This window comes from Bradyrhizobium sp. MI1.3, assembly GCF_055811695.1.
Genome location: NZ_JBVVPQ010000004.1, coordinates 154,071 through 173,115 on the forward strand (window position 1 = coordinate 154,071; position 19,045 = coordinate 173,115).

General features: G+C 64.3%; 23 protein-coding genes. 12 read left to right on the plus strand and 11 right to left on the minus strand.

Translation table 11 applies throughout. The annotated features are described in order from the left end of the window. Positions 1–237 (minus strand): hypothetical protein, encoded by a 237-nt coding sequence (locus AC0L3A_RS04135; RefSeq protein WP_026233472.1) that lies wholly within the window; start codon positions 235–237, stop codon positions 1–3. 338 nt (positions 238–575) lie between these two features. Beyond that, positions 576–863, minus strand: coding sequence for a hypothetical protein (locus tag AC0L3A_RS04140; protein WP_007590763.1), 288 nt, complete (start codon positions 861–863; stop codon positions 576–578). 190 nt (positions 864–1,053) lie between these two features. On the opposite strand from AC0L3A_RS04140, the gene AC0L3A_RS04145 reads away from it, so the two are divergent. From AC0L3A_RS04145 to AC0L3A_RS04155, 3 genes are all read left to right on the plus strand, one after another. After that, positions 1,054–1,641, plus strand: a complete 588-nt coding sequence (locus AC0L3A_RS04145; protein ID WP_007590762.1) for a formyltransferase family protein — start codon at positions 1,054–1,056, stop codon at positions 1,639–1,641. Between the two features lie 225 nt (positions 1,642–1,866). Beyond that, complete coding sequence (locus AC0L3A_RS04150) at positions 1,867–2,211, plus strand: hypothetical protein (RefSeq protein WP_007590760.1); 345 nt, start codon at positions 1,867–1,869, stop codon at positions 2,209–2,211. Further along, positions 2,156–2,701 (plus strand): hypothetical protein, encoded by a 546-nt coding sequence (locus tag AC0L3A_RS04155; protein ID WP_007590758.1) that lies wholly within the window; start codon positions 2,156–2,158, stop codon positions 2,699–2,701. Before AC0L3A_RS04150 ends, AC0L3A_RS04155 begins: the two co-directional genes overlap by 56 nt. Before the next feature lie 52 nt (positions 2,702–2,753). On the opposite strand, the gene AC0L3A_RS04160 is transcribed toward AC0L3A_RS04155, so the two are convergent. After that, the gene (locus AC0L3A_RS04160; protein WP_219684152.1) at positions 2,754–3,152 is read right to left on the minus strand and encodes a RidA family protein; all 399 of its coding nucleotides are present in this window, start codon (positions 3,150–3,152) and stop codon (positions 2,754–2,756) included. A 151-nt stretch (positions 3,153–3,303) separates the two neighbouring features. Here AC0L3A_RS04160 and AC0L3A_RS04165 point away from each other — a divergent pair, with 151 nt between their 5' ends. After that, a complete protein-coding gene (locus AC0L3A_RS04165) occupies positions 3,304–4,179 on the plus strand; it encodes a DMT family transporter (RefSeq protein WP_007590753.1) in 876 nt (291 codons plus the stop codon). A gap of 218 nt (positions 4,180–4,397) precedes the next feature. Then, positions 4,398–5,828 carry a caspase family protein gene (locus tag AC0L3A_RS04170; RefSeq protein ID WP_007590751.1) on the plus strand — a complete coding sequence of 477 codons (1,431 nt, stop codon included), beginning with the start codon at positions 4,398–4,400 and terminating at the stop codon, positions 5,826–5,828. Between the two features lie 75 nt (positions 5,829–5,903). On the opposite strand, the gene AC0L3A_RS04175 is transcribed toward AC0L3A_RS04170, so the two are convergent. Both AC0L3A_RS04175 and cysK read right to left on the minus strand, forming a co-directional pair. After that, positions 5,904–6,146, minus strand: a complete 243-nt coding sequence (locus AC0L3A_RS04175) for a BrnA antitoxin family protein (RefSeq protein ID WP_027518078.1) — start codon at positions 6,144–6,146, stop codon at positions 5,904–5,906. A gap of 3 nt (positions 6,147–6,149) precedes the next feature. After that, complete coding sequence (gene cysK, locus AC0L3A_RS04180) at positions 6,150–7,127, minus strand: cysteine synthase A (protein WP_473253655.1); 978 nt, start codon at positions 7,125–7,127, stop codon at positions 6,150–6,152. 223 nt (positions 7,128–7,350) lie between these two features. Between cysK and AC0L3A_RS04185 the strand changes: the two genes are divergently transcribed. Further along, positions 7,351–7,569, plus strand: a complete 219-nt coding sequence (locus tag AC0L3A_RS04185; RefSeq protein ID WP_007590746.1) for a hypothetical protein — start codon at positions 7,351–7,353, stop codon at positions 7,567–7,569. 33 nt (positions 7,570–7,602) lie between these two features. On the opposite strand, the gene tgt is transcribed toward AC0L3A_RS04185, so the two are convergent. Further along, complete coding sequence (gene tgt, locus AC0L3A_RS04190) at positions 7,603–8,751, minus strand: tRNA guanosine(34) transglycosylase Tgt (RefSeq protein ID WP_473253656.1); 1,149 nt, start codon at positions 8,749–8,751, stop codon at positions 7,603–7,605. Positions 8,752–8,981: 230 nt separating this feature from the next. On the opposite strand from tgt, the gene AC0L3A_RS04195 reads away from it, so the two are divergent. The 4 genes from AC0L3A_RS04195 (at position 8,982) to AC0L3A_RS04210 (ending at position 13,155) form a co-directional block, all read left to right on the plus strand. Then, positions 8,982–10,166, plus strand: coding sequence for a patatin-like phospholipase family protein (locus AC0L3A_RS04195; protein ID WP_473253658.1), 1,185 nt, complete (start codon positions 8,982–8,984; stop codon positions 10,164–10,166). A gap of 134 nt (positions 10,167–10,300) precedes the next feature. After that, positions 10,301–11,047 carry a TetR/AcrR family transcriptional regulator gene (locus AC0L3A_RS04200; protein ID WP_473253659.1) on the plus strand — a complete coding sequence of 249 codons (747 nt, stop codon included), beginning with the start codon at positions 10,301–10,303 and terminating at the stop codon, positions 11,045–11,047. A gap of 247 nt (positions 11,048–11,294) precedes the next feature. After that, on the plus strand, positions 11,295–11,897 hold the full coding sequence (locus AC0L3A_RS04205; protein ID WP_473253660.1) for a PepSY domain-containing protein: 603 nt from the start codon (positions 11,295–11,297) through the stop codon (positions 11,895–11,897). A gap of 220 nt (positions 11,898–12,117) precedes the next feature. Continuing rightward, a complete protein-coding gene (locus AC0L3A_RS04210; protein WP_473253661.1) occupies positions 12,118–13,155 on the plus strand; it encodes an aspartate-semialdehyde dehydrogenase in 1,038 nt (345 codons plus the stop codon). Positions 13,156–13,251: 96 nt separating this feature from the next. Here the strand turns inward: AC0L3A_RS04210 and queA are convergent, their stop codons facing one another. The 5 genes from queA to coaD form a co-directional block, all read right to left on the minus strand. Beyond that, positions 13,252–14,322, minus strand: coding sequence for a tRNA preQ1(34) S-adenosylmethionine ribosyltransferase-isomerase QueA (gene queA, locus AC0L3A_RS04215; protein WP_007590737.1), 1,071 nt, complete (start codon positions 14,320–14,322; stop codon positions 13,252–13,254). 141 nt (positions 14,323–14,463) lie between these two features. Next, positions 14,464–14,928 carry a peptidylprolyl isomerase gene (locus tag AC0L3A_RS04220; RefSeq protein WP_007590736.1) on the minus strand — a complete coding sequence of 155 codons (465 nt, stop codon included), beginning with the start codon at positions 14,926–14,928 and terminating at the stop codon, positions 14,464–14,466. Further along, positions 14,925–15,350 (minus strand): hypothetical protein, encoded by a 426-nt coding sequence (locus AC0L3A_RS04225; RefSeq protein WP_007590735.1) that lies wholly within the window; start codon positions 15,348–15,350, stop codon positions 14,925–14,927. Before AC0L3A_RS04225 ends, AC0L3A_RS04220 begins: the two co-directional genes overlap by 4 nt. A gap of 8 nt (positions 15,351–15,358) precedes the next feature. Further along, on the minus strand, positions 15,359–15,922 hold the full coding sequence (locus AC0L3A_RS04230; RefSeq protein WP_007590733.1) for a peptidylprolyl isomerase: 564 nt from the start codon (positions 15,920–15,922) through the stop codon (positions 15,359–15,361). A gap of 41 nt (positions 15,923–15,963) precedes the next feature. Then, positions 15,964–16,458, minus strand: coding sequence for a pantetheine-phosphate adenylyltransferase (coaD, locus tag AC0L3A_RS04235; protein WP_007590732.1), 495 nt, complete (start codon positions 16,456–16,458; stop codon positions 15,964–15,966). 247 nt (positions 16,459–16,705) lie between these two features. Between coaD and AC0L3A_RS04240 the strand changes: the two genes are divergently transcribed. Continuing rightward, entirely contained in the window at positions 16,706–16,963 is a 258-nt protein-coding gene (locus AC0L3A_RS04240; RefSeq protein WP_007590731.1) for a hypothetical protein, read from the plus strand. Between the two features lie 199 nt (positions 16,964–17,162). Continuing rightward, positions 17,163–19,016, plus strand: coding sequence for a potassium transporter Kup (locus tag AC0L3A_RS04245; RefSeq protein WP_051058391.1), 1,854 nt, complete (start codon positions 17,163–17,165; stop codon positions 19,014–19,016). The last annotated feature ends 29 nt before the right edge of the window (positions 19,017–19,045 follow it).

A 19,045-nucleotide genomic window follows, 5' to 3' on the forward strand; every position in this document is an offset into this window, starting at 1 on the left:
TCAAACTGGCCGGCCGTCATCCGTCGCTGCGATATCGCCCGACTTGAGCCGGCTGAGGCCGGCTTCGATGATCGCGATCTCCTCGTCGATCTGGCCGATCGGCAGGCTGAAATCGTAGCCGGACCTGCTCTTCAGATCGACCGCAAGCCGCTGTCTGTGCATCATCAGTTCGTCGAGGCCGCGCCGGTTCTTCAGCCGGACATAGACGTCGACGATCTGCTCAATCGCGCTCGGCATGAAATAGGTCCCGGCGAAAAAGCCCGCACGGCGCACCCACGCCGGCGGGACAATCTCGGTGTCGCGGTACGCAATACAAATCCGCGACGGATTCGTCGATACGCCAAGCTGGTTGAGATCATGTTACCGTCAGATGATTTCGTGATGGCAGAGCACGAAAAAGCCGCTGGCAATTACGCCAGCGGCCAAATCCGGGTTCGAAAACGGATGCGGGTTGAAATGTCGCCAGCCCCGGTGGGTCCACGTTCTACCGGCAAATCCTGGATCACTCTGCTAAAAACGAAACACAGGAACCGGCCTATCTCCACTTGCCGCCCGACCGTGGTGGCGCGGCCACGCTAGTCCGAAACGCAAAAATATTTGCGCGGCAGCCTACGGTAGGCGCTGTAGCGGTAATGCGGCCGGTACGCGTAGCCGCGATAGAGTGCCGGCGGCTCCTGGCCGTAATAGGCGCCGTGATCAAAATTGATGACCGGCCCTTCCGCGCAGCGATAGGTGTCCCAGGTCGGGCCGATGAACGGTGCCACCCCAACCTCGGGCGGAACCGCCGGATAGGGTGGTCCGCCAGCGCGCGCCGCAACGGTTACGACCGGGGCCGCGAGAAGGACAAACCACGCGCTCCGCATGCGTTCGCTCCGAGCCGATGCCATGCGCGCATGGAAGCACCGGACCGGCCGACGCCGCAATCGCGGAGTTGATCGCGCACCCCTCGCCCGGTGCATTGTTGATAACCGGCGCAAACCCGGCGCGGGTGGTGACAGGACCTCCGGACGTGTTATCGGGAGATGACGCAGTTGCGAGACGGATCGGACACCCATGCGCATTACCCTCGTCGGCTCCCGCCATTTCGGCGTGACCACCCTGAACATGCTCCGGGAGCACGGTGTCTCGATCGTGCGGGTCGTGGTGGCCGACGCCGAGGATCGTCTCGCCGCGACAGCGAAGGCGGCAGGCATCGGGGTCGTGGTCCAGGCCAACCCCAAACTGGTGGTGGCCTCCGAGATCGCCCCCGACACCGATCTGATCGTCACCGCGCACAGCCACGCCCGGATCGGCAAGGACGCGCTCGAGGCCGCGAAGCTGGGCGGGATCGGCTATCATCCCTCGCTGCTGCCGCGTCACCGCGGCAAGGCGGCCGTGGAATGGACCATCAAGGAAGGCGATCCGATCGCCGGCGGCACGATCTATCACCTCGCCGACCGCATGGACGCCGGCGCCATCGCGGCCCAGGAGTGGTGCTTCGTCAAGAAGGGCGAGACGGCGCGGGAGCTATGGGAGCGCGCGCTGGCCCCGCTCGGGCTCAAATTGCTGGCCGACGTGATCGATTACGCCAAGGTCCACAAGGCGCTGCCGTCCAAGACTCAGGACGAGCAGTTCGCGACCTCGGCGCCAAGTCTTTCCTAAAGCCCCTTTCCTAAGCCCCTTTCCTAAGCCCCTTTCCTGAGTCGCTGTCCTGACGTTTACCCTTAACGTGAGGGCTCGTTGATTCTGCTTCGAAAATTGCAGCCGGAAACCCAAATAAACCATTGTTCCCACAGGAACAATTTTCGATTTGGCACCGCACCAAATTTCCGTCACATTTGGCCCGAATAAGGGTCAGCATATCAGACAAATTCAAGGACGGATTTTATGCGTTTTGCTCGCATTGCGGCGTTCTGTGCCGCTTCAGTTTTCACCCTCGCCGCGCCCGCTTTCGCCCAGACTCCCTATGACGGCAACTGGCAGGTCACCATCGTGACCAAGAGCGGTTCCTGTGAGCCGACTGCAAGCTCCTTGCTGACGGTTGCCGACGGCAAGATCACCGCGCCGGGCGCTAACGTTTCCGGCACCATCGGCAGCGGGGGACTTGTGAAAGTTTCGATCAATGGTGCATATGCCAACGGTCAACTCAGCGGCAACGCCGGATCGGGGAAGTGGAATGGAGCATCTGCAGGCATACCGTGCAGCGGGCGGTGGGAAGCATCGCGCCAATAGAAAAATCGTGACGAACGGTCTGGGCCGGCGGTTGCTGATCGCGGCCGCCGTTATGTTTGCGGCCGGAATTGCCAACTCCGAGAGCAAGGCCCAGTCCGGCCCGTTCGCCCCGCTGGCCGGCAGCTGGAGCGGCTCAGGCACGGTCACTCTGGATGACGGCTCGACCGAGCGGATCCGCTGCCGGGCCAAATACGCTCCGATCGGACCGACTATGGAGTTGTCGCTGACCTGCGCCAGCGACGCCTACAAGTTCAACCTCGGCGCCAACGTCAGGGCTGAAGGCAGCGCCATCGCGGGCAGCTGGTCCGAGGCCAGCCGCAATATCAGCGGCTCCCTTTCCGGCCGCGGCGCCGGCGGAAACTATGAGCTGCTCGCCTCCACCGCCGGCTTCAACGCCAACATCTCGCTCAAGACATCCGGCAACAAGCAGAACGTCACGATGCGCGCCGACAGCCAGTTCCGCGGCGCCAACATCTCGCTCTCGCGCTAAGCCGATACGAGTAGATTGACAATCGACCCGGCGATCTCGCCGGGTCGATTTTTTATGTGCCCGGCACGAACGCCGTGACCTCGATCTCGACCTTGGCCCGGTCGTCCACGAGACCGCCGATGTAGAGCAAGGTCGAGGGCGGGAAATTGCGCCCCAGCGTTTCCTTCCAGGCCGTGCCGATGCCGGCCCCGGCTGCCTCATATTCGCTGCGGCTGGTCAGGTACCAGGTCAGACGAACGATATGCTCGGGGCCGGCGCCGGCCTCGCCCAGGAGCTTGATGATCCGCTTCAACGCGGTCCCGACCTGCGCTGCCATGTCAGGCGCGTAATTGCCGGTCTCGTCGCCGCCGGTCTGCCCGGCCAGCATCACCCAGCGGCCCGGTCCCTCGACCACGACACCATGGGAAAAGCCGCGCGGTTTTTTCCACTCGGCCGGCTGCAAGATGTCCATGAGCGAATATCTCCCGATTGTTCTCGTTGTTCACTGATGCCTTAGCACGCCGCCATGCATCGCTGCACCGGCAGATTTGGCCGTTGCAAATGGCGACGATGTCGCTGATACCGGCTCTCCCTCAGGACCCTCGCCTCCCACACCTGCGCCGATGAACACGACACCGTCCAAAACGATGGCTGCCCTGTGGATGGCCGGCTGGCTTTCGCTGATGCTGGTCATGGCGGTCGCTGGGCGCGAGACCACGCGCGAGCTGAACGTCTTCGAGATTATGGAAGTGCGCTCGGTGATCGGGTTCACGCTTCTGCTGCCGATCATCTACCGGGCCGGTGGCTTCAAGGCGGTCGCGACCAAACGCCTGCCCCAGCACCTCGCACGCAACGGGGTCCATTATTTCGCACAGCTCGGCTGGTTCTACGCACTGACGCTGATCGGGATCGGCCAGGTCGTCGCGATCGAATTCACCATGCCGATCTGGACGGCGCTGCTGGCCGCAACATTCCTGTCCGAGCGCATGACCGTCTGGAAGGTATCCGCGATCGTACTCGGCATCGTCGGCGTGGTCATGATCGTGCGGCCCGCCACCGGCGAGATCAATCCGGGCCAGCTGATCGCACTGGGAGCCGCGATCGGCTTCAGCATTTCCATGATATTGGCGAAATCGCTGACCCGGACCGAAAGCGCATTATCGATCCTGTTCTGGATGATCGTCGTGCAGATGGTCGTGGGCCTGCTTCCGACGCTCTATGTCTGGACCTGGCCGTCAACCTCCCTGTGGGGTTGGCTGTTCGTCATCGGGGTCTGCGGCACATTCTCGCACTATTGCCTCGCCAGCGCGCTCCGGTACGCGGATGCGACCATTGTGGTGCCGATGGACTTTCTGCGGGTTCCACTCACGGCGACCGTCGGTTGGCTGCTCTATTCCGAGCGGCTCGATGCCTGGACCGTGCTCGGCGCGGCGCTGATCCTCTGCGGCAATCTCCTGAATTTGAAGCCGGCTTCGCCGGTTCCTGTCCGCGCGCGCTGAACCTCCCGACGCCTCGTGCGACAAAACCAAGTGGCCGTGTGATTTGGATCACGTTGGAGGGGCTTTCCATCGTGCACATTCTGCCACACAGCAGCGGGTTGAACGCGACGAACTGCCGTTTGGTGGTGCCAAGTCTTGGTGGCGCCAAGTCGGGCAATTCGTGTAAGTTCGTTGCCAATTTGTTGCTGCCTGCAATTCGATTCTGTTGGGGATTCCAGATGCGCACTCTCACCCTCCTCGCGTCGCTGATGTGCATGGCACTGTCGGTCAGTGCCGCGAAGGCCGACCGCCGTGTGGCTTTCGTCGTCGGCAACGGCACCTACAAGAACGTCGCACAATTGCCGAACCCGCCGATCGACGCCAAGGCGATGGCGGCAACGCTGCGCAATGTCGGCTTCGAGGTGATCGAAGGTTCGAACCTCTCGCGCGATCAGATGACGGAGAAGCTGCTGGACTTCGGCCGCAAGGCGCAGGGCTCCGATGTCGCAGTGTTCTATTATGCCGGTCACGGCATCGCGGTCGGCGGCTCCAACTATCTTCTGCCTGTCGATGCCGACATCAAGTCGGAGATGGACGTCAAGCTCGGTGCTGCCATCAACATCGATCTGACGCTCGAGCAGACCATGGGCGACGCCAAGGTCAAGCTGGTCTTCCTTGACGCCTGCCGCGACAATCCGTTCGCCGCCAAGATCAAGTCGAACTCCGCGACCCGCAGCGTCAACGTGCAGAGCGGTCTTGCCGAGATGAAGTCCGGCGAAGGCACGCTAATCGCGTTCGCCACCGGCCCGGGCCAGACCGCGCTCGACGGTCAGGAGGGCAACAACAGCCCGTTCACCCGTGCGCTGATCGACAACATCACCAAGCCCGGTGTCGAGATCCAGCAGGCGATGACGTCGGTCCGCGCCCAGGTCAACGAGGAGACCCACAAGGGTCAGCTGCCCTGGGGCCACACCAATTTGACCGGCGCGGTCTATCTCAACCAGGCTCCGACGACCCAGGTCGCCAATGCCGCACCGACGGCTGCTGGCAGCGCGCCAATGGCGACCGGCGGCAGCTCGGACGGCATCGAGCTCGAATACTGGCGCTCGGTGAAGGAGAGCAACAAGCCGGAAGAGCTCAACGCCTACCTCTCCGCCTACCCCAACGGTCAGTTCAAGGCGCTGGCGCTGGCACGCCTCGCGGCCATCAAGAGCGGCCCCTCGACCGCGACGCGTACCCTCACCGCTGGCGTCGATCCCGCGACCTTCACCGATGAGGCCACCCAGCTTACCGAGGACCAGATCGGCCTCGACAAGAACCTGCGCCGCGACGTTCAGCGTCGCCTCGGCGGGCTCGGCTTCGACAACAAACAGACAGGCGTGTTCAGCGAGGAGACCCGGTCGGTGCTCAAGCGGTGGCAGGCGGCGCGCGGCTATCCCGCGTCGGGTTACCTGAACAAACTCCAGCACAAGGCTCTGCTTTCGGAGGTTGTGGCCGGCCCGCCGACCGCGAGCGACAACAGCCAGAAGGCAGCCCGCCGGGCCGCCGCCCCCGCGGCCAGCAGCGCGCCCGCACCGGCTCCCCATCGCAGCAGCGGCGGCGATCCTGCCGGAGCAGCCTTCGTCGGCGGTGTCGTCGGCGGCATGATGGGCGGCATGTTCCGCCGCTGAGGCGACGCCAATCGCAGATACAAAAGCCCGGCTCGCGCCGGGCTTTTTCGTTGCGAGTCCCTCAGCCTTTGGTGCCTACTTCCCCGCGGCCTTTCGCAGGGCCTCGTTGATGCGGTCCTGCCAGCCGGGACCGCCGGCCTGGAAATGCTCCAGCACGTCCTGGTCGATGCGCAGCGTGACCTGCTCCTTGACCCCCGGCGCCACGTTCTGTTTTGGCGGTGCTGCGGCGACCTTTGCCGTCACTTTCTTGAACGCCGCCTCGGCCTCCGTCCTGGCGTCGCCCAACGTCCGCGGCCGCCTCGGTGGTTGATCCGCCATGTCCTAGATTCCTTCAAACAGAGCCGTCGAAAGATACCGCTCGGAGAAGGACGGCACTATAGCCAGGATGGTCTTTCCCGCAGCTTCCGGCCGGCTGCCGATCTCGAGGGCCGCGGCGATCGCGGCGCCCGAGGAGATGCCGCCCGGAATGCCCTCATGCCGCGCCAGCGCCCGCGAGGTCTCGATCGCCGTCGTCGAGTTGATCTTCACGATCTCGTCTATCACCGAGCGGTCGAGGATGTCAGGGACGAAGCCCGCACCGATGCCCTGGATCTTGTGCGGCGTGTGCTGGCCGCCCGACAGCACCGGGCTCTCCTCCGGCTCGACCGCGATCACGCGCAGCGAGGGCTTGCGCGGCTTCAGCACCTGGCCGACGCCGGTGATGGTGCCGCCGGTGCCGACGCCGGCGACGAAGAAGTCGATGTTGCCGCCGGTGTCGTTCCAGATCTCCTCCGCGGTGGTGCGGCGGTGCACCTCGGGATTGGCGAGATTCTTGAACTGCTGCGGCATCACCGAATTCGGCGTCGTCTTCAACAGCTCTTCGGCGGTCGCAATCGCGCCCTTCATGCCTTGCGCGGCGGGTGTCAGCACCAGTTCCGCGCCCAGAAAGGCCAGCATCTTGCGGCGTTCGATCGACATCGACTCCGGCATGACCAGCTTGAGCCTGTAGCCGCGCGACGCCGCGACGAAGGCCAGCGCGATACCCGTATTGCCGGAGGTGGGTTCGATCAGCACGGTGTCGGGCTTGACGATGCCGGCCTTCTCCATCGCGATGATCATGGCCGCGCCGATGCGATCCTTCACGCTTGCGGCGGGATTGAAATATTCAAGCTTTGCCAAAATAGTCGCGTTCACGCCGTGCATGCCCGGCAACCGGCGCAAGCGCACGATCGGCGTGTCGCCAAAAGCATCGACGATCGAGTCATAGATCCGGCCGCGGCCGGGTTGGTGCGCTGCACCCGTGGTGGACGATGCGTCCATGATGAACTCCCTGTGGCGACGATTTGTGCTTCTGTTGCAGCTCTTGCGCAGTTAGAGACAGCCTGCGGCGACACGCAAGCGACATTGCGGCACATGTTAAGTACGCTGCATCGCAAAATCACGTGAGCAGTAATTATCAGAAAACCAGCGCATTTGTGTTGCGACCTCGTCAACTGATTCTGCTTATGTTAGACTTAGGTCTCAAAGCAGAGAGGTCACCACGATGTCAGCAGTCGCTGAAGTGTTGTCGACCGTCGCATCGAACCGCGCTCCGCGGTGCAGTGAGTTGCCCACCTGTCCCGTCTGCGCCGACTCCATGGTCGCCGCCGAAGGTTCTGCGTATGTGTCGGAACACCTGATCAGCTATCTCTGGACCTGCGACAATTGCGGCTACGGCTTCGTGACCAAGCACGCCGTCAAGCAGCGCATTCTCTGCAACTGACGTTTCCTCTGCATCCGACTTTGTGCAATTGACCTAGCGCGGGGCGATGTCGCCCCTCGCCCAGTCCTCGCGCGTACGCCGATAGAACTCCTCGAACGTGCCCTGTGCGACCGCGTCCCTGATGCCCTGCATCAGGAACTGGTAGTAAGCGATATTGATCTCGGACAGCAGCATCGCGCCCAGCGTCTCGCCCGCCTTGACGAGATGATGCAAATAGGCGCGCACGTAGCTGCGCGCCGACGGCCAGGAGCTCTCTTCGTCGAGCGGACGGGGATCGTCGGCGTGGCGCGCGTTACGCAAATTCACCTGGCCAAAGCGTGTGAAGGCAACGCCATGACGGCCATTGCGCGTCGGCATCACGCAATCAAACATGTCGATGCCGCGCTTGACTGCCTCGAGGATGTCGTCCGGCGTGCCGACGCCCATCAGATATCGCGGCCGCTCTTTCGGCAGCAGCGGCGCTGTCTCGTCGATCATCGCCAGCATCACGGCCTGCGGCTCGCCGACGGCGAGGCCGCCAATGGCATAACCATGGAAACCGATCTCGACGAGGCCTTGCGCGCTGGCATGGCGAAGCTGGGGTATGTCGCCGCCCTGCACGATGCCGAACAGCATGTAGCCGTCGGGCGCGCTCTCGAAGGCGCGCTTGCTTCGCTCTGCCCAGCGCAGCGACAATTGCATCGCGCGGTCGATGTCGGCGCGCTCGGCCGGCAGTCGCACGCATTCGTCCATCTGCATCGCGATGTCGGAGCCGAGCAAACGCTGCACCTCGATCGAGCGCTCCGGCGACAGCTCGACCTTGGCGCCGTCGATATGCGAACGGAAGGTCACGGCCTGCTCGCTGACCTTGCGCAGATCCGCCAGCGACATCACCTGGAAGCCGCCGGAATCCGTCAGCATCGGCCCGTTCCAGCCGGTGAATGTCTGCAGGCCGCCAAGTGCCGCGATCCGCTCGGCGCCGGGACGCAGCATCAAATGATAGGTGTTGCCGAGCACGATGTCGGCACCGGCCTCGCGCACCTCGCGCCAGTGCATGCCCTTCATCGCGCCGGCGGTACCGACCGGCATGAAGGCGGGCGTGCGCACCACGCCGTGCGGCGTGGTCAGGCGCCCGGTGCGCGCGGCGCCATCGGTGGCGAGCAGTTCGAAATGATTGGGCAGACCGGTGTTAGGACGATTCATGACGGTGCTTATTGCGTGTCGGAGCAGGCCGATCAACCCGCTCAGGCGATGCCTCGGCCGGCTTATGCATCAGACTGGGACAACGGCCACCAATATCTGGGACACGGAATTGTGCGGCGTCGGCGCTTGTTTAAACAAAACGATACAGTGTAGTTTTACCTTGGAGGTTGGACGAGATGCCGCGGCGATGTTGCCGGCGGCGGTAGACACGTGATCGCCAGCCACCGCCAATGCCCTTCCCTTCAAGTTCGACTGAGCCGTCCGCCCGTTCGCATGGCTGGACAAGGCAGACCGGCGCCCGCCTGTTCGGATTGCTGGTCCTGACGTGCAGCCTGGCGCTCGGCGCCTGCACCTCCCTGCCCCGCACGCCCTATACGGCCACCGAAGCTAGCACGTCGCGCGTGCTCGATATCGACGGCCTCCGGCGCTACGCCGACGAACCCATCACGAAATTCAGCTTCGAGAAGGACACCAGCACCGCGACCAAGTCCTACCTGGCGCTGTCAGGCGGCGGTGCCGATGGCGCCTATGGTGTCGGCGTGCTGAACGGCTGGACCGCGGCCAGAACCCGTCCCACCTTCTCGGTCGTCTCGGGCGTGAGCACCGGCGGCCTGATCGCGCCCTTTGCGTTTCTCGGCTCGCGATATGACGACACGCTGAGGGAGGTCTACACCAGCGGCGTCGCGGAGAGCCTGTTGAGCGATCCCAGCATCATGCGCGTGCTGTTCGGATCCGGCCTGTTCGGCAACACGCGGCTGCGCGAGCTCGTCGCCCGCTATGTCGGGCCCGAGATCATGGCGCAGGTCGCCCGTGAAAACGCCAGGGGCCGAAGGCTGCTGGTGGTGACCACCGATCTCGACACCCAGCGGACCGCGATCTGGGACATGGGCAGGATCGCCGCGGTCGGCACGCCCGAGGCGCTGAAGCTATTTCGCGACGTGATGGCGGCCTCCGCCAGCATCCCCCTCGTGTTTCCGCCGATCATGATCGACGCCGAAGGCGAGGGCCGCAGGTTTCAGGAGATGCATGTCGACGGCGGCGTGACGGCCCCGGTGCTGACACTGCCGGAAGCCCTGCTGTTCCAGGGCAGTCGCCTTCCCGACCCTGCGAAGCTGGACATCTACATCCTCGTCAACAAGAAGATCGAACGCAATTTCGAGCTCGTCTCCAACAGCACCATCGACGTCGCCTCACGCAGCCTGTCGTCGATCACCCAGTCGCAGACCCGTTCGATCATCTTCTCGACCTATGATTTTGCGAGGCGCAACCACCTGGGCTTCCACCTCTCATACATCGCGCGCGATTATCCGGCCGCCCCCTCGGAAGGGTTCGACACCGCCTATATGCGGGCGCTGTATCAGTACGGTTATGAGAAGGCGGCTTCGGGCCAGGCCTGGACTTCGACGCTTCCGTAAGCGCTCGCTGAGGAACAGGGCCGTGCCGAGACGGTTGACGATGCGGCCTATTCGGCCAGATTAGCCATGACGCACCCGTTGCTGCGCGTTATAGAGCAATGACTGATGTCACGACCGCGCAGGAATCATTGGGCATGGGATTGACTGCGACCAGGACAAGACCGGCAGCTCAGCGGCGCGAGGTGCCGAAATCGCGCGGCGGCCGGCCGACGAAAAGCGCCGCGATCGAGCGCGATCAGCGGCTGATCGAGGTCGCCACCCGCCTGTTCCTGGATCGCGGCTTTGATGCGACCTCGCTCGACGCGGTCGCGGAAGCCGCGCGCGTGAGCAAGCCCACCGTCTATGCCCGTTACGGCGACAAGCGCGGATTGTTCGCCGCCGTGCTGCGGCGCGAGATCGCGCGATGGCTTGCACCGCTATCCGCGGCCGCCGAGACGCAGCTCGGCAGCGCCTCGGATATCTCGGTCGAACAGCGGCTGGTCGAGATCGGGCGCGAGATGCTGACATTCACCTGCGGTCCCGATGCCGTGGCCTTCAGCCGCATGATGACGTCGCAGGCCATCAACTTCCCCGAGATCGCCAAGCTCGGCAAGGAGGAAGGCTGGCTCAAGGCCGTCGCCACCACGGCACGCTTCTTCGACCATCTGGTGGCGCAAGGCGCACTCAACATGGAAGACACCACGATCGCAGCCGAGGTGTTTCTCGACGTCGTCGTGGGACACACCCACCGCATGGCCACGTTCGGAACGACGCTCGAGCTGAAAGACGCCGAAAAGCGTATGCGGGTTGCCATCAAGCTGTTCCTGGCCGGAGCGCTTGGCCCCCCGGACCGCCTCCAGGACCCCGCCAAGACCACGCGGCGGCGGCGCCCATCCCGCTGACAATTCCGTGAGATTGCGATCTTTCCAGTGAATCCTGCGCCCGCGCCGTTGACCAAACAAAACGATACGGTATGGTTTAGTTATGGGGCGATGCGGATCGCTTTTTCACCAGCCCCAAGAGGTCCGCACCGCCTCGATCGCCGCGGCGGTACAGCCCGTCACGACGCTCAGCGGCCGACCGATGCCCAAGGTCGGCCGCAAATTCTTTACGATCATCCGGCACACTCGCTGGCCGAGGGTTTCGAGCATGACGACAGCCAAACGACATATCTCGGGATTGCTCGCAATCGCCCTGTCCGCACTCCTCCTCGCGGCGCCGGCGCGAGCGATCGTGAGCACGGGCACGCCGACCGCCCTTCACAGCGACACAGATGGTGACGCTGAGGCCGACCGCCAAGCGGTCAGTCGCGAGATCGAGCGCTTCCGCAGCTCGTCGATCTCGATCAACCAGGCCATGGCGATTGCTGAAGGCCGCCACGCCGGTGCCACCACGGCGGATGTGAGTTTCGACGGAGCCTCCGGCGTGCCGGTCTACCGGGTCAAGACCCTGCACAACGACCGGATCTGGCGCCACACCATCAATGCCGCGACCGGCGAGCTCGTCGGCGGCGAAGCCGCCCTCCCGCTCGCCGAGCTCGATCTCGACGACCGCAGCAACCTCGCAGCGCTCGGTGCCATCAAGCATCGGCTTGCGGATGCCGTGCACGTCGCCGAGCGCGCGGCCTCCGGCAAGGCGATCAGCGGCGGACTGGTGCGCGAACGCGGCCGGCTGAATTTCGCGATCGTCGTCATCAGTGGCGACAACCTCAAGGAGGTCATCCTCGAACCGCCGGGCGCCCGGACCAAATAGCGGCAGCGCTAATCCCGCCGAAAAGCCATTGACGGGCGCAAAACTCTCCCGCATAAGCTCCCGCCATGTTCACGACCACCAAACGCACGACTAAAACCACCACGGCCTTCGGGGCCCGGGGAGGCGTGCGCGTATAGTCGTCGACTAGAACGCAATCCACTCTACCGAAGCCCCGCCCTCGTTGGTCCGGGGCTTTTTTGTTGTCTGAATTCTCAAATCAATGGAGGACAAAGTGAGTAACGATCCCGTCGTCGCGATTGTCGGCGTCACCGGTGCGGTGGGCGCCGAATTCATCGCCACCATGGACAAGCGCGGCTTTCGCGTCGGCAAGCTCAAGGCGCTGGCCAGCGCCCGCTCGGCCGGCAAGACGGTGTCGTTCCGCGGGCAAGACGTCGTCATCGAGGAGCTGACCGAACGCGCCTTCGAAGGCGTCGACATCGCCCTGTTCTCCGCCGGCGGCAGCATCTCCAAGAAGTACGCGCCGATCGCCGTCAAGGCGGGGGCCGTCGTCGTCGACAACTCCTCCGCCTTCCGGATGGACCCGAACGTGCCGCTGGTAATCCCCGAGATCAATGCGAACCGCATCCGCGACCACAAGGGCATCATCGCCAACCCGAACTGCGCCGCCATCACGGCGCTGGTGCCGCTATGGCCGATCCACCAGACCAACCGCATCAGGCGCGTGATCATCTCGACCTACCAGGCCGCCTCCGGCGCCGGCGCCGCCGCCATGGACGAGCTGGTCGAGTCCACCCGCGCCAACCTCAACGGCCAGGTTTATACGCCGAAAGTGATGCCGCATCCCTACGCCTTCAACCTCTTCAACCACAACACGGCGATCGACCCCGACACCGGCTACAACGACGAAGAGACCAAGGTCATCAACGAAACCCGCAAGATCTTCGAGGACGACAAGATCGCGATCGGCGTCACCTGCGTCCGTGTGCCGGTGCTGCGGGCTCATTGCGAAGCCATCACCTTCGAATGCGAGAAGCCGATCAGCGAGGATCAGGTCCGTGCCATCATGGCGCGAGCGCCCGGCGTCAAGGTCGTCGACGACCGTGCCAAGAACTACTTCCCGATGCCGATCGACGCCACGGGCCAGGACGACGTCCTGGTCGGCCGCATCCGCAAGGACCTCAGCGACCCCTCCGGGCATTCGATCTCGATGTTCGTGGCAGCGGACCAGTTGCTCAAGGGCGCTGCGCTCAATGCAGTGCAGATCGCGGAGCTCTTGCCGCAGCGGGTGATGGCGTAACGGGAGGTGCGTAGGGTGGGTTAGCGACAGCGTAACCCACCACTGTCTCTACCGCGTAAACAGAAGCGGTGGGTTACGCCTTACGGCTAACCCACCCTACGGCGCCCGAAACAACAAACACGCATCGCCATAGGAATAGAACCGATAGCCGGTCGCGATCGCATGCGCATAGGCCTGCCGCATCGCATCGAGCCCGGAGAACGCCGACACCAGCATGAACAGTGTCGACTTCGGCAAATGGAAATTGGTCAGCAGAACATCGACGGCGCGGAAGCGATAGCCCGGGGTGATGAAGATCGACGTCTCGGCGGCGAACGGCTCAAGGGTGCCGTCCTCGCTGGCTGCGCTTTCGAGCAGGCGCAACGACGTGGTGCCAACCGCGATGATGCGGCCGCCGGTCTTGCGCGCGGTGTTGAGCCGCTCCGCCGTCTCGGCCGAGAGCGTGCCCCACTCGGCGTGCATCTTGTGGCCTTCGGTGTCGTCCACTTTCACCGGCAGGAAGGTCCCTGCCCCGACATGCAGCGTGACGCGGTTGATGCCGACGCCGCGCGCGTGCAGCGCCTGCTCCAGCGCGGGCGTGAAATGCAGGCCGGCTGTCGGCGCGGCAACGGCGCCTTCGTTCGCCGCGAACATGGTCTGGTAGTCGGCGAGATCCTGATCGTCGGGCGTGCGTTTCGAGGCGATGTAGGGTGGCAGCGGCGGGCTGCCGAGATCGGCGATGGCCTGATCCAGCGTCGGACCGTGGAACGAGAATGACAGCGTCACCTCGCCTTCCGCGCCCTTGGCCTCGACCTCGGCGTCGAGATGGCCAAGCAGGCAGACCTTGCCCTCATTGCCGAAGCGGATGCGGTCGCCGGCTGCGAGTTTCTTGGCGGGCTTCACCAGCGCCTGCCAGCGCGAGCCGTCGAGGCGCTTGATCAGCGTCGCCTCGATCTTCGGCTCGGTCTCGCGGCCGATGCGACGGCCCTTCAATTGCGCCGCGATCACCTTGGTGTCGTTGACGACGAGCTGGTCGCCCGGCTTCAGCCATTGCGGCAGATCGGCGATGACCTGGTCGCGGAGCGTGCCGGGATCGACGACCAGCATCTTCGCGGAGTCGCGCGGGCTCGCCGGGCGCAATGCGATGCGCTCGGCGGGCAGGTCGAAATCGAAGAGATCGGTGCGCATCTCGGGCTCACGGCCGTACAGTCACTCCTCATCCTGAGGAGCGCGGAACGCGCATCTCGAAGGATGAAGGCCCTGCTGCTGCAGCTCGGCCTTCATGGTTCGAGACGGCGCTACGCGCCTCCTCACCATGAGGAGAAACGCCTACTCCGCGTCAGCCGCCATCCGCGCCTTGACGATCTTGTCGGGGTTCTGCACGGGTTCGCCGCGCTTGATCTTGTCGACGTTCTCCATGCCCTCGGTAACCTTGCCCCACACCGTGTACTGGTTGTCGAGGAAGCGGGCGTCGTCGAACACGATAAAGAACTGGCTATCGCCGGAATCCGGGCTGGCGGCGCGCGCCATCGAGGTGGTGCCGCGCACATGCGGCTCCTTGTTGAACTCGGCCTTCAGCTTCTTGCCGGAGCCGCCGGTGCCGGTGCCCTGCGGGCAGCCGGTCTGCGCCATGAAGCCGTCGATCACGCGATGGAACACGATGCCGTCGTAGAAGCCCTCGCGCACGAGCTCCTTGATGCGCGCGACGTGGCCGGGCGCCAGATCAGGCCGCATCTCGATGGTAACGGGGCCCTGGGTGGTCTCGAGGATCAGTGTGTTTTCGGTGGCGCTCATGCTCGTCTCTCTTGGGTTGGGGGTGAAGTCCTGTCAGGTGAAGATTTGCGGTTGCGAAACTGGATCGCGAATGGACGCCCCGCAGCGGCGCCGGCCATCGCATCGGTAAATGGCATCGGCGTGCAACGTTGCAATGCCTCCATCACCGCGACCCGGTATTGCAGCCGGTCCTCGTCGGAGGCCTCGGCGGATTCATAGGTAATCCTCGGATGGCCCAGAATGTTTCCAGCCCGGTTAAAGCTCACGACGACGGTGATGTCGATCGGGCGGGCCTTGGCGGCGGGCGGCGGCTTCCAGCAGGTGCGCAGATGCCGGAAGATGTCCTGGATGGTGTTGACCTGTGCGTCCTCGGCGATTGCGCCGGGGACGCCGAGCAGCAGCACCGCGGCAACCAGCAGGAGCTTGCCACAGGCGCGCGCCATCGCCTCTCCTACTTGATGTCGGAAGCGACCTGCACCTTCACCATCTTGTCGGGATCGGTGACGGTGCCGCCGCTTGATCCGGGAGGCGCCTTCTTCAGCTTGTCGACGACGTCCATGCCCTGCACGACCTCGCCGATCACGGTGTACTGGTTGTCGAGGCTGCCGCCGTCGGCGAACATGATGAAGAACTGCGAATTGGCGGTGTCGACGCTGTCGCCGCGCCGGGCCATGCCGACGATGCCACGCGCAAAATGCACCTTGGAGAATTCCTGCTTCAGGTTCGGATATTTCGAGCCGCCGGTGCCGTTGAAGTTCTGACCGTCGCCGGTCTGCGCCATGAAGCCGTCCATGACGCGGTGGAACGGCACATTGTTGTAATAGCCCTCGCGCGCGAGCTGTTTGATGCGCTCGGCGTGCTGGGGCGCGAGGTCCGGCCTCAGCTTGATGACGATGCGACCCTTGGTGGAGTCGATGACGATGGCGTTGGCCTTGTCGAGGCCGGCCGGCAAGGCTTGCGCGAAGGCCGGCACCGCGAACAGAACCGCGGCAAGAACTGCGAGAATTCGGATCATGATAACTCCGGATCAGAGATGAGAAAGGAAACGCGCCGTTATCAGGCGAATTTTGCCTTGAGCTGGGCCGCAACCAGCGGCGGGACGAAGGCCGAGACGTCCCCGCCCATGGCGGCGATCTGGCGCACCAAAGTGGCGGTGATCGGGCGGACCATGGGAGAAGCTGGCAGGAAGACCGTATGCACCTCGGGCGCCATGGCCTCGTTCATGCCGGCGAGCTGCATCTCGTAGTCGAGATCGGTGCCGTCGCGCAGGCCCCGAATCATGATCGTCGCACCGTACTTGCGCGCCGATGTCACCGACAGATCGTCGAACGTCACCGCTTCGAGCACGCAGCCCGCCTGGGCCGCCACCGGCCCGCAGACGTCATGGAGCATCTTCAACCGCTCCTCGGTCGAGAACAGCGGCTTCTTGCCGGGATGCACCCCGATCGCCACGACGAGCCTGTCGCACAGCGACACGCTGTGCCGGACCACGTCCAGATGGCCGTTGGTGATGGGGTCGAAGGAACCTGGATAGAAGGCAATGCGCGGCATGGCCACGTCCTACCGCGCCCGGCCCGGCCCGGCAAGCCGGTCAGGTTCCCTGGCGGTTTTTCCGCAAAACCGTGTCGGAATGCGCCGAATTGTTTCGTCCTGAGGGCGGCCACGAAGCAAAACGGAGCGCGAACGAAACCATTTCCCGGGTTCGCGAAGACGTCCGGAAACTGGCCATGGTTACTAATCCGGCCAACGAACGACGGGCCGCACACTGGGCGTAGCGGCCGCATCACAGGGGACTGTCATGATCAAAGCTCTTTCGGCGATCGCCATCTCTGGGTGTGTTGCTGCCGCTCTCACCCTCCTGCCCGGCTTCGCCCCCACCGTCGAAGCGAGCGTGCCGCAACCGCTCGCCAAGAGCGACCGGCTCGACATCCGCACCATCGGCAAGGACTGCTCGCAGCAGGCCTGGCCGAATTTCGAGGCGTCCTGCCTTCGCCAGGCCGGCACCAAAGCCGACATCCGCGAGGCTCGCCTCGTGACCGCAAACCGCACTCCGTAGCGGCGTCTGTCAGTTTCGCGTCAGGTAGCGACAAATCCCATAGATAAACCCCATGGATATTTGCGACGTCCCGTCGCAGACTGCCCGATGCTCGCGCCCGCCGGAATGACCCGTCGGCCGCGATCCCATCGAGGGGTCGCCATTGTCCAGTACGCCTGCAGTCGCCTCCGGCCATCAACCTGATCCACTGCCGCTTGCAATGACCATGGGCGCCCTCGGGGTGGTCTATGGCGATATCGGCACCAGTCCCCTCTACGCCCTCAAGGAAGCCGCCAAGGCCGCCGCCCACGGCGGCACATTGACGAACGATGCCGTTCTGGGCGTTGCCTCGTTGATCCTCTGGGCGCTGTTGCTGATCATCTCGCTGAAATATGCGCTGTTGATTTTGCGCGCTGACAACCGCGGCGAAGGCGGCATCGTCGCCCTGCTGGCCTTGCTGCATGCCCGCAACGCCCAACCCGGTACTTGGCGCGCGCATCTGCTGGTCGTCGGCCTCGTCGGCGCCGCCCTGCTCTACGGCGACGGGGCGATCACGCCGGCGATCTCGGTGCTGTCAGCCATCGAAGGTCTGAAGGTCGACGCACCCTCGCTCGCGCCGGCGGTGGTGCCCGTGACCGTCGTCATCCTGATCGGACTGTTCATGATGCAGAAGCAGGGCACCGGCTTCATCGGCCGCATCTTCGGACCGGTGATGCTGGCCTGGTTCTTCGTGCTGGCAGCGCTCGGCATCCACGGCATCGTCAAGGCGCCGGCGGTGCTGGCGGCGCTGAGCCCGCTCTATGCGTTCGACTTCCTGATCCACCAGGATTTTCATGTCTCCTTCGCGATCCTGGGGGCCGCCTTCCTCGCGGTGACCGGCGGCGAAGCCATGTATGCTGACATGGGGCATTTCGGCCGCCTGCCGATCCGGCTGGCCTGGTTCGCGATCTGCCTGCCCGCGCTGGTGCTGAACTATTTCGGCCAGGCCGCGCTGCTGATCACCGACCCCTCCATGATCGAGAATCCGTTCTTCCAACTCTGCCCCGACGCCCTGCACTATCCGCTGGTCGCGTTCTCGGCGGTCGCGACCGTGATCGCCTCGCAGGCCATCATCTCGGGCGTGTTCTCGCTGACGCAGCAGTCGATTCAGCTCGGTTTCCTGCCGCGCATGCAGATCCGTCACACCACGAGCGCAGCGATCGGCCAGATCTACGTGCCGTTGGTGAACTGGCTGCTCGCCGCCGCAACGCTCGGCGCCGTGCTGAGCTTCGGCAGCTCGGAGGCGCTGGCCGGCGCCTACGGCATCGCGGTGTCGCTGTTGATGGCGATCACCACGCTGCTCGCTGCCCTGGTCGCGATCCAGTGGGGCTATTCGCCGTGGCTGGTGGTGGCCGTGAACGGCTTCTTCTTCGTGATCGACGTGATCTTCTTCTCGGCCAATTCGATCAAGCTGTTCGAGGGCGGCTGGTTTCCGCTGATGCTCGCGGGCTTCGTCGCTTTCCTGATGCTGACCTGGCGCAGCGGCGTGAAGCTCGTCGAAGCGGCACGCGCGAAGCTGCGCCAGCCCGAGGAGGATCTGATCGAAACCGCGGTCAACAAGTGCAGCGCCAGGCTGCCCGGCACCGCCGTGTTCCTGGCGTCGGCGCCGCGCGGCGTGCCGCTGGCGCTGACCCAGTTCGTCAAGCACAACCACGTGCTGCACGAGCGCATCGTCCTGGTCACCGTGCTGATCGAGGAGCTTCCTCACATCGACGACGAAGACCGCATCGAGGTGATCGAAATCATTCCCGGCATTACCCGCGTCGTTCTGCATTACGGGTTCATGCAGAACCCGACGATCTACGAAGGGCTGACCTTCGCCTGCCGCCACGGCAAGCTGCCCGGCATCGACCTCTCCGACATCACCTATTACGTCGGCCGCGAGACCATCATCCCGCGCGAGGACGTGCCGGGCATGTGGGTCTGGCGCGAAACCGTGTTCGCCTTCCTGCAGCGCAACGCCGAACGCTCCGCCGCGTTCTTCGGCGTGCCGACCAAGCAGGTGGTGGAGTTCGGCACGGAGCTGGAGATTTAGCGCAATTCGTAGCCCGGATGGAGCGACTT

Coding starts and splice junctions, on each gene's coding strand:
- AC0L3A_RS04135 (WP_026233472.1), bottom strand. CDS start 237: ATGCCGAGCGCGATTGAGCAGATCGTCGACGTCTATGTCCGGCTGAAG.
- AC0L3A_RS04140 (WP_007590763.1), bottom strand. CDS start 863: ATGCGGAGCGCGTGGTTTGTCCTTCTCGCGGCCCCGGTCGTAACCGTT.
- AC0L3A_RS04145 (WP_007590762.1), top strand. CDS start 1,054: ATGCGCATTACCCTCGTCGGCTCCCGCCATTTCGGCGTGACCACCCTG.
- AC0L3A_RS04150 (WP_007590760.1), top strand. CDS start 1,867: ATGCGTTTTGCTCGCATTGCGGCGTTCTGTGCCGCTTCAGTTTTCACC.
- AC0L3A_RS04155 (WP_007590758.1), top strand. CDS start 2,156: ATGGAGCATCTGCAGGCATACCGTGCAGCGGGCGGTGGGAAGCATCGC.
- AC0L3A_RS04160 (WP_219684152.1), bottom strand. CDS start 3,152: ATGGACATCTTGCAGCCGGCCGAGTGGAAAAAACCGCGCGGCTTTTCC.
- AC0L3A_RS04165 (WP_007590753.1), top strand. CDS start 3,304: ATGAACACGACACCGTCCAAAACGATGGCTGCCCTGTGGATGGCCGGC.
- AC0L3A_RS04170 (WP_007590751.1), top strand. CDS start 4,398: ATGCGCACTCTCACCCTCCTCGCGTCGCTGATGTGCATGGCACTGTCG.
- AC0L3A_RS04175 (WP_027518078.1), bottom strand. CDS start 6,146: ATGGCGGATCAACCACCGAGGCGGCCGCGGACGTTGGGCGACGCCAGG.
- cysK (WP_473253655.1), bottom strand. CDS start 7,127: ATGGACGCATCGTCCACCACGGGTGCAGCGCACCAACCCGGCCGCGGC.
- AC0L3A_RS04185 (WP_007590746.1), top strand. CDS start 7,351: ATGTCAGCAGTCGCTGAAGTGTTGTCGACCGTCGCATCGAACCGCGCT.
- tgt (WP_473253656.1), bottom strand. CDS start 8,751: ATGAATCGTCCTAACACCGGTCTGCCCAATCATTTCGAACTGCTCGCC.
- AC0L3A_RS04195 (WP_473253658.1), top strand. CDS start 8,982: ATGCCCTTCCCTTCAAGTTCGACTGAGCCGTCCGCCCGTTCGCATGGC.
- AC0L3A_RS04200 (WP_473253659.1), top strand. CDS start 10,301: ATGGGATTGACTGCGACCAGGACAAGACCGGCAGCTCAGCGGCGCGAG.
- AC0L3A_RS04205 (WP_473253660.1), top strand. CDS start 11,295: ATGACGACAGCCAAACGACATATCTCGGGATTGCTCGCAATCGCCCTG.
- AC0L3A_RS04210 (WP_473253661.1), top strand. CDS start 12,118: ATGGAGGACAAAGTGAGTAACGATCCCGTCGTCGCGATTGTCGGCGTC.
- queA (WP_007590737.1), bottom strand. CDS start 14,322: ATGCGCACCGATCTCTTCGATTTCGACCTGCCCGCCGAGCGCATCGCA.
- AC0L3A_RS04220 (WP_007590736.1), bottom strand. CDS start 14,928: ATGAGCGCCACCGAAAACACACTGATCCTCGAGACCACCCAGGGCCCC.
- AC0L3A_RS04225 (WP_007590735.1), bottom strand. CDS start 15,350: ATGGCGCGCGCCTGTGGCAAGCTCCTGCTGGTTGCCGCGGTGCTGCTG.
- AC0L3A_RS04230 (WP_007590733.1), bottom strand. CDS start 15,922: ATGATCCGAATTCTCGCAGTTCTTGCCGCGGTTCTGTTCGCGGTGCCG.
- coaD (WP_007590732.1), bottom strand. CDS start 16,458: ATGCCGCGCATTGCCTTCTATCCAGGTTCCTTCGACCCCATCACCAAC.
- AC0L3A_RS04240 (WP_007590731.1), top strand. CDS start 16,706: ATGATCAAAGCTCTTTCGGCGATCGCCATCTCTGGGTGTGTTGCTGCC.
- AC0L3A_RS04245 (WP_051058391.1), top strand. CDS start 17,163: ATGACCATGGGCGCCCTCGGGGTGGTCTATGGCGATATCGGCACCAGT.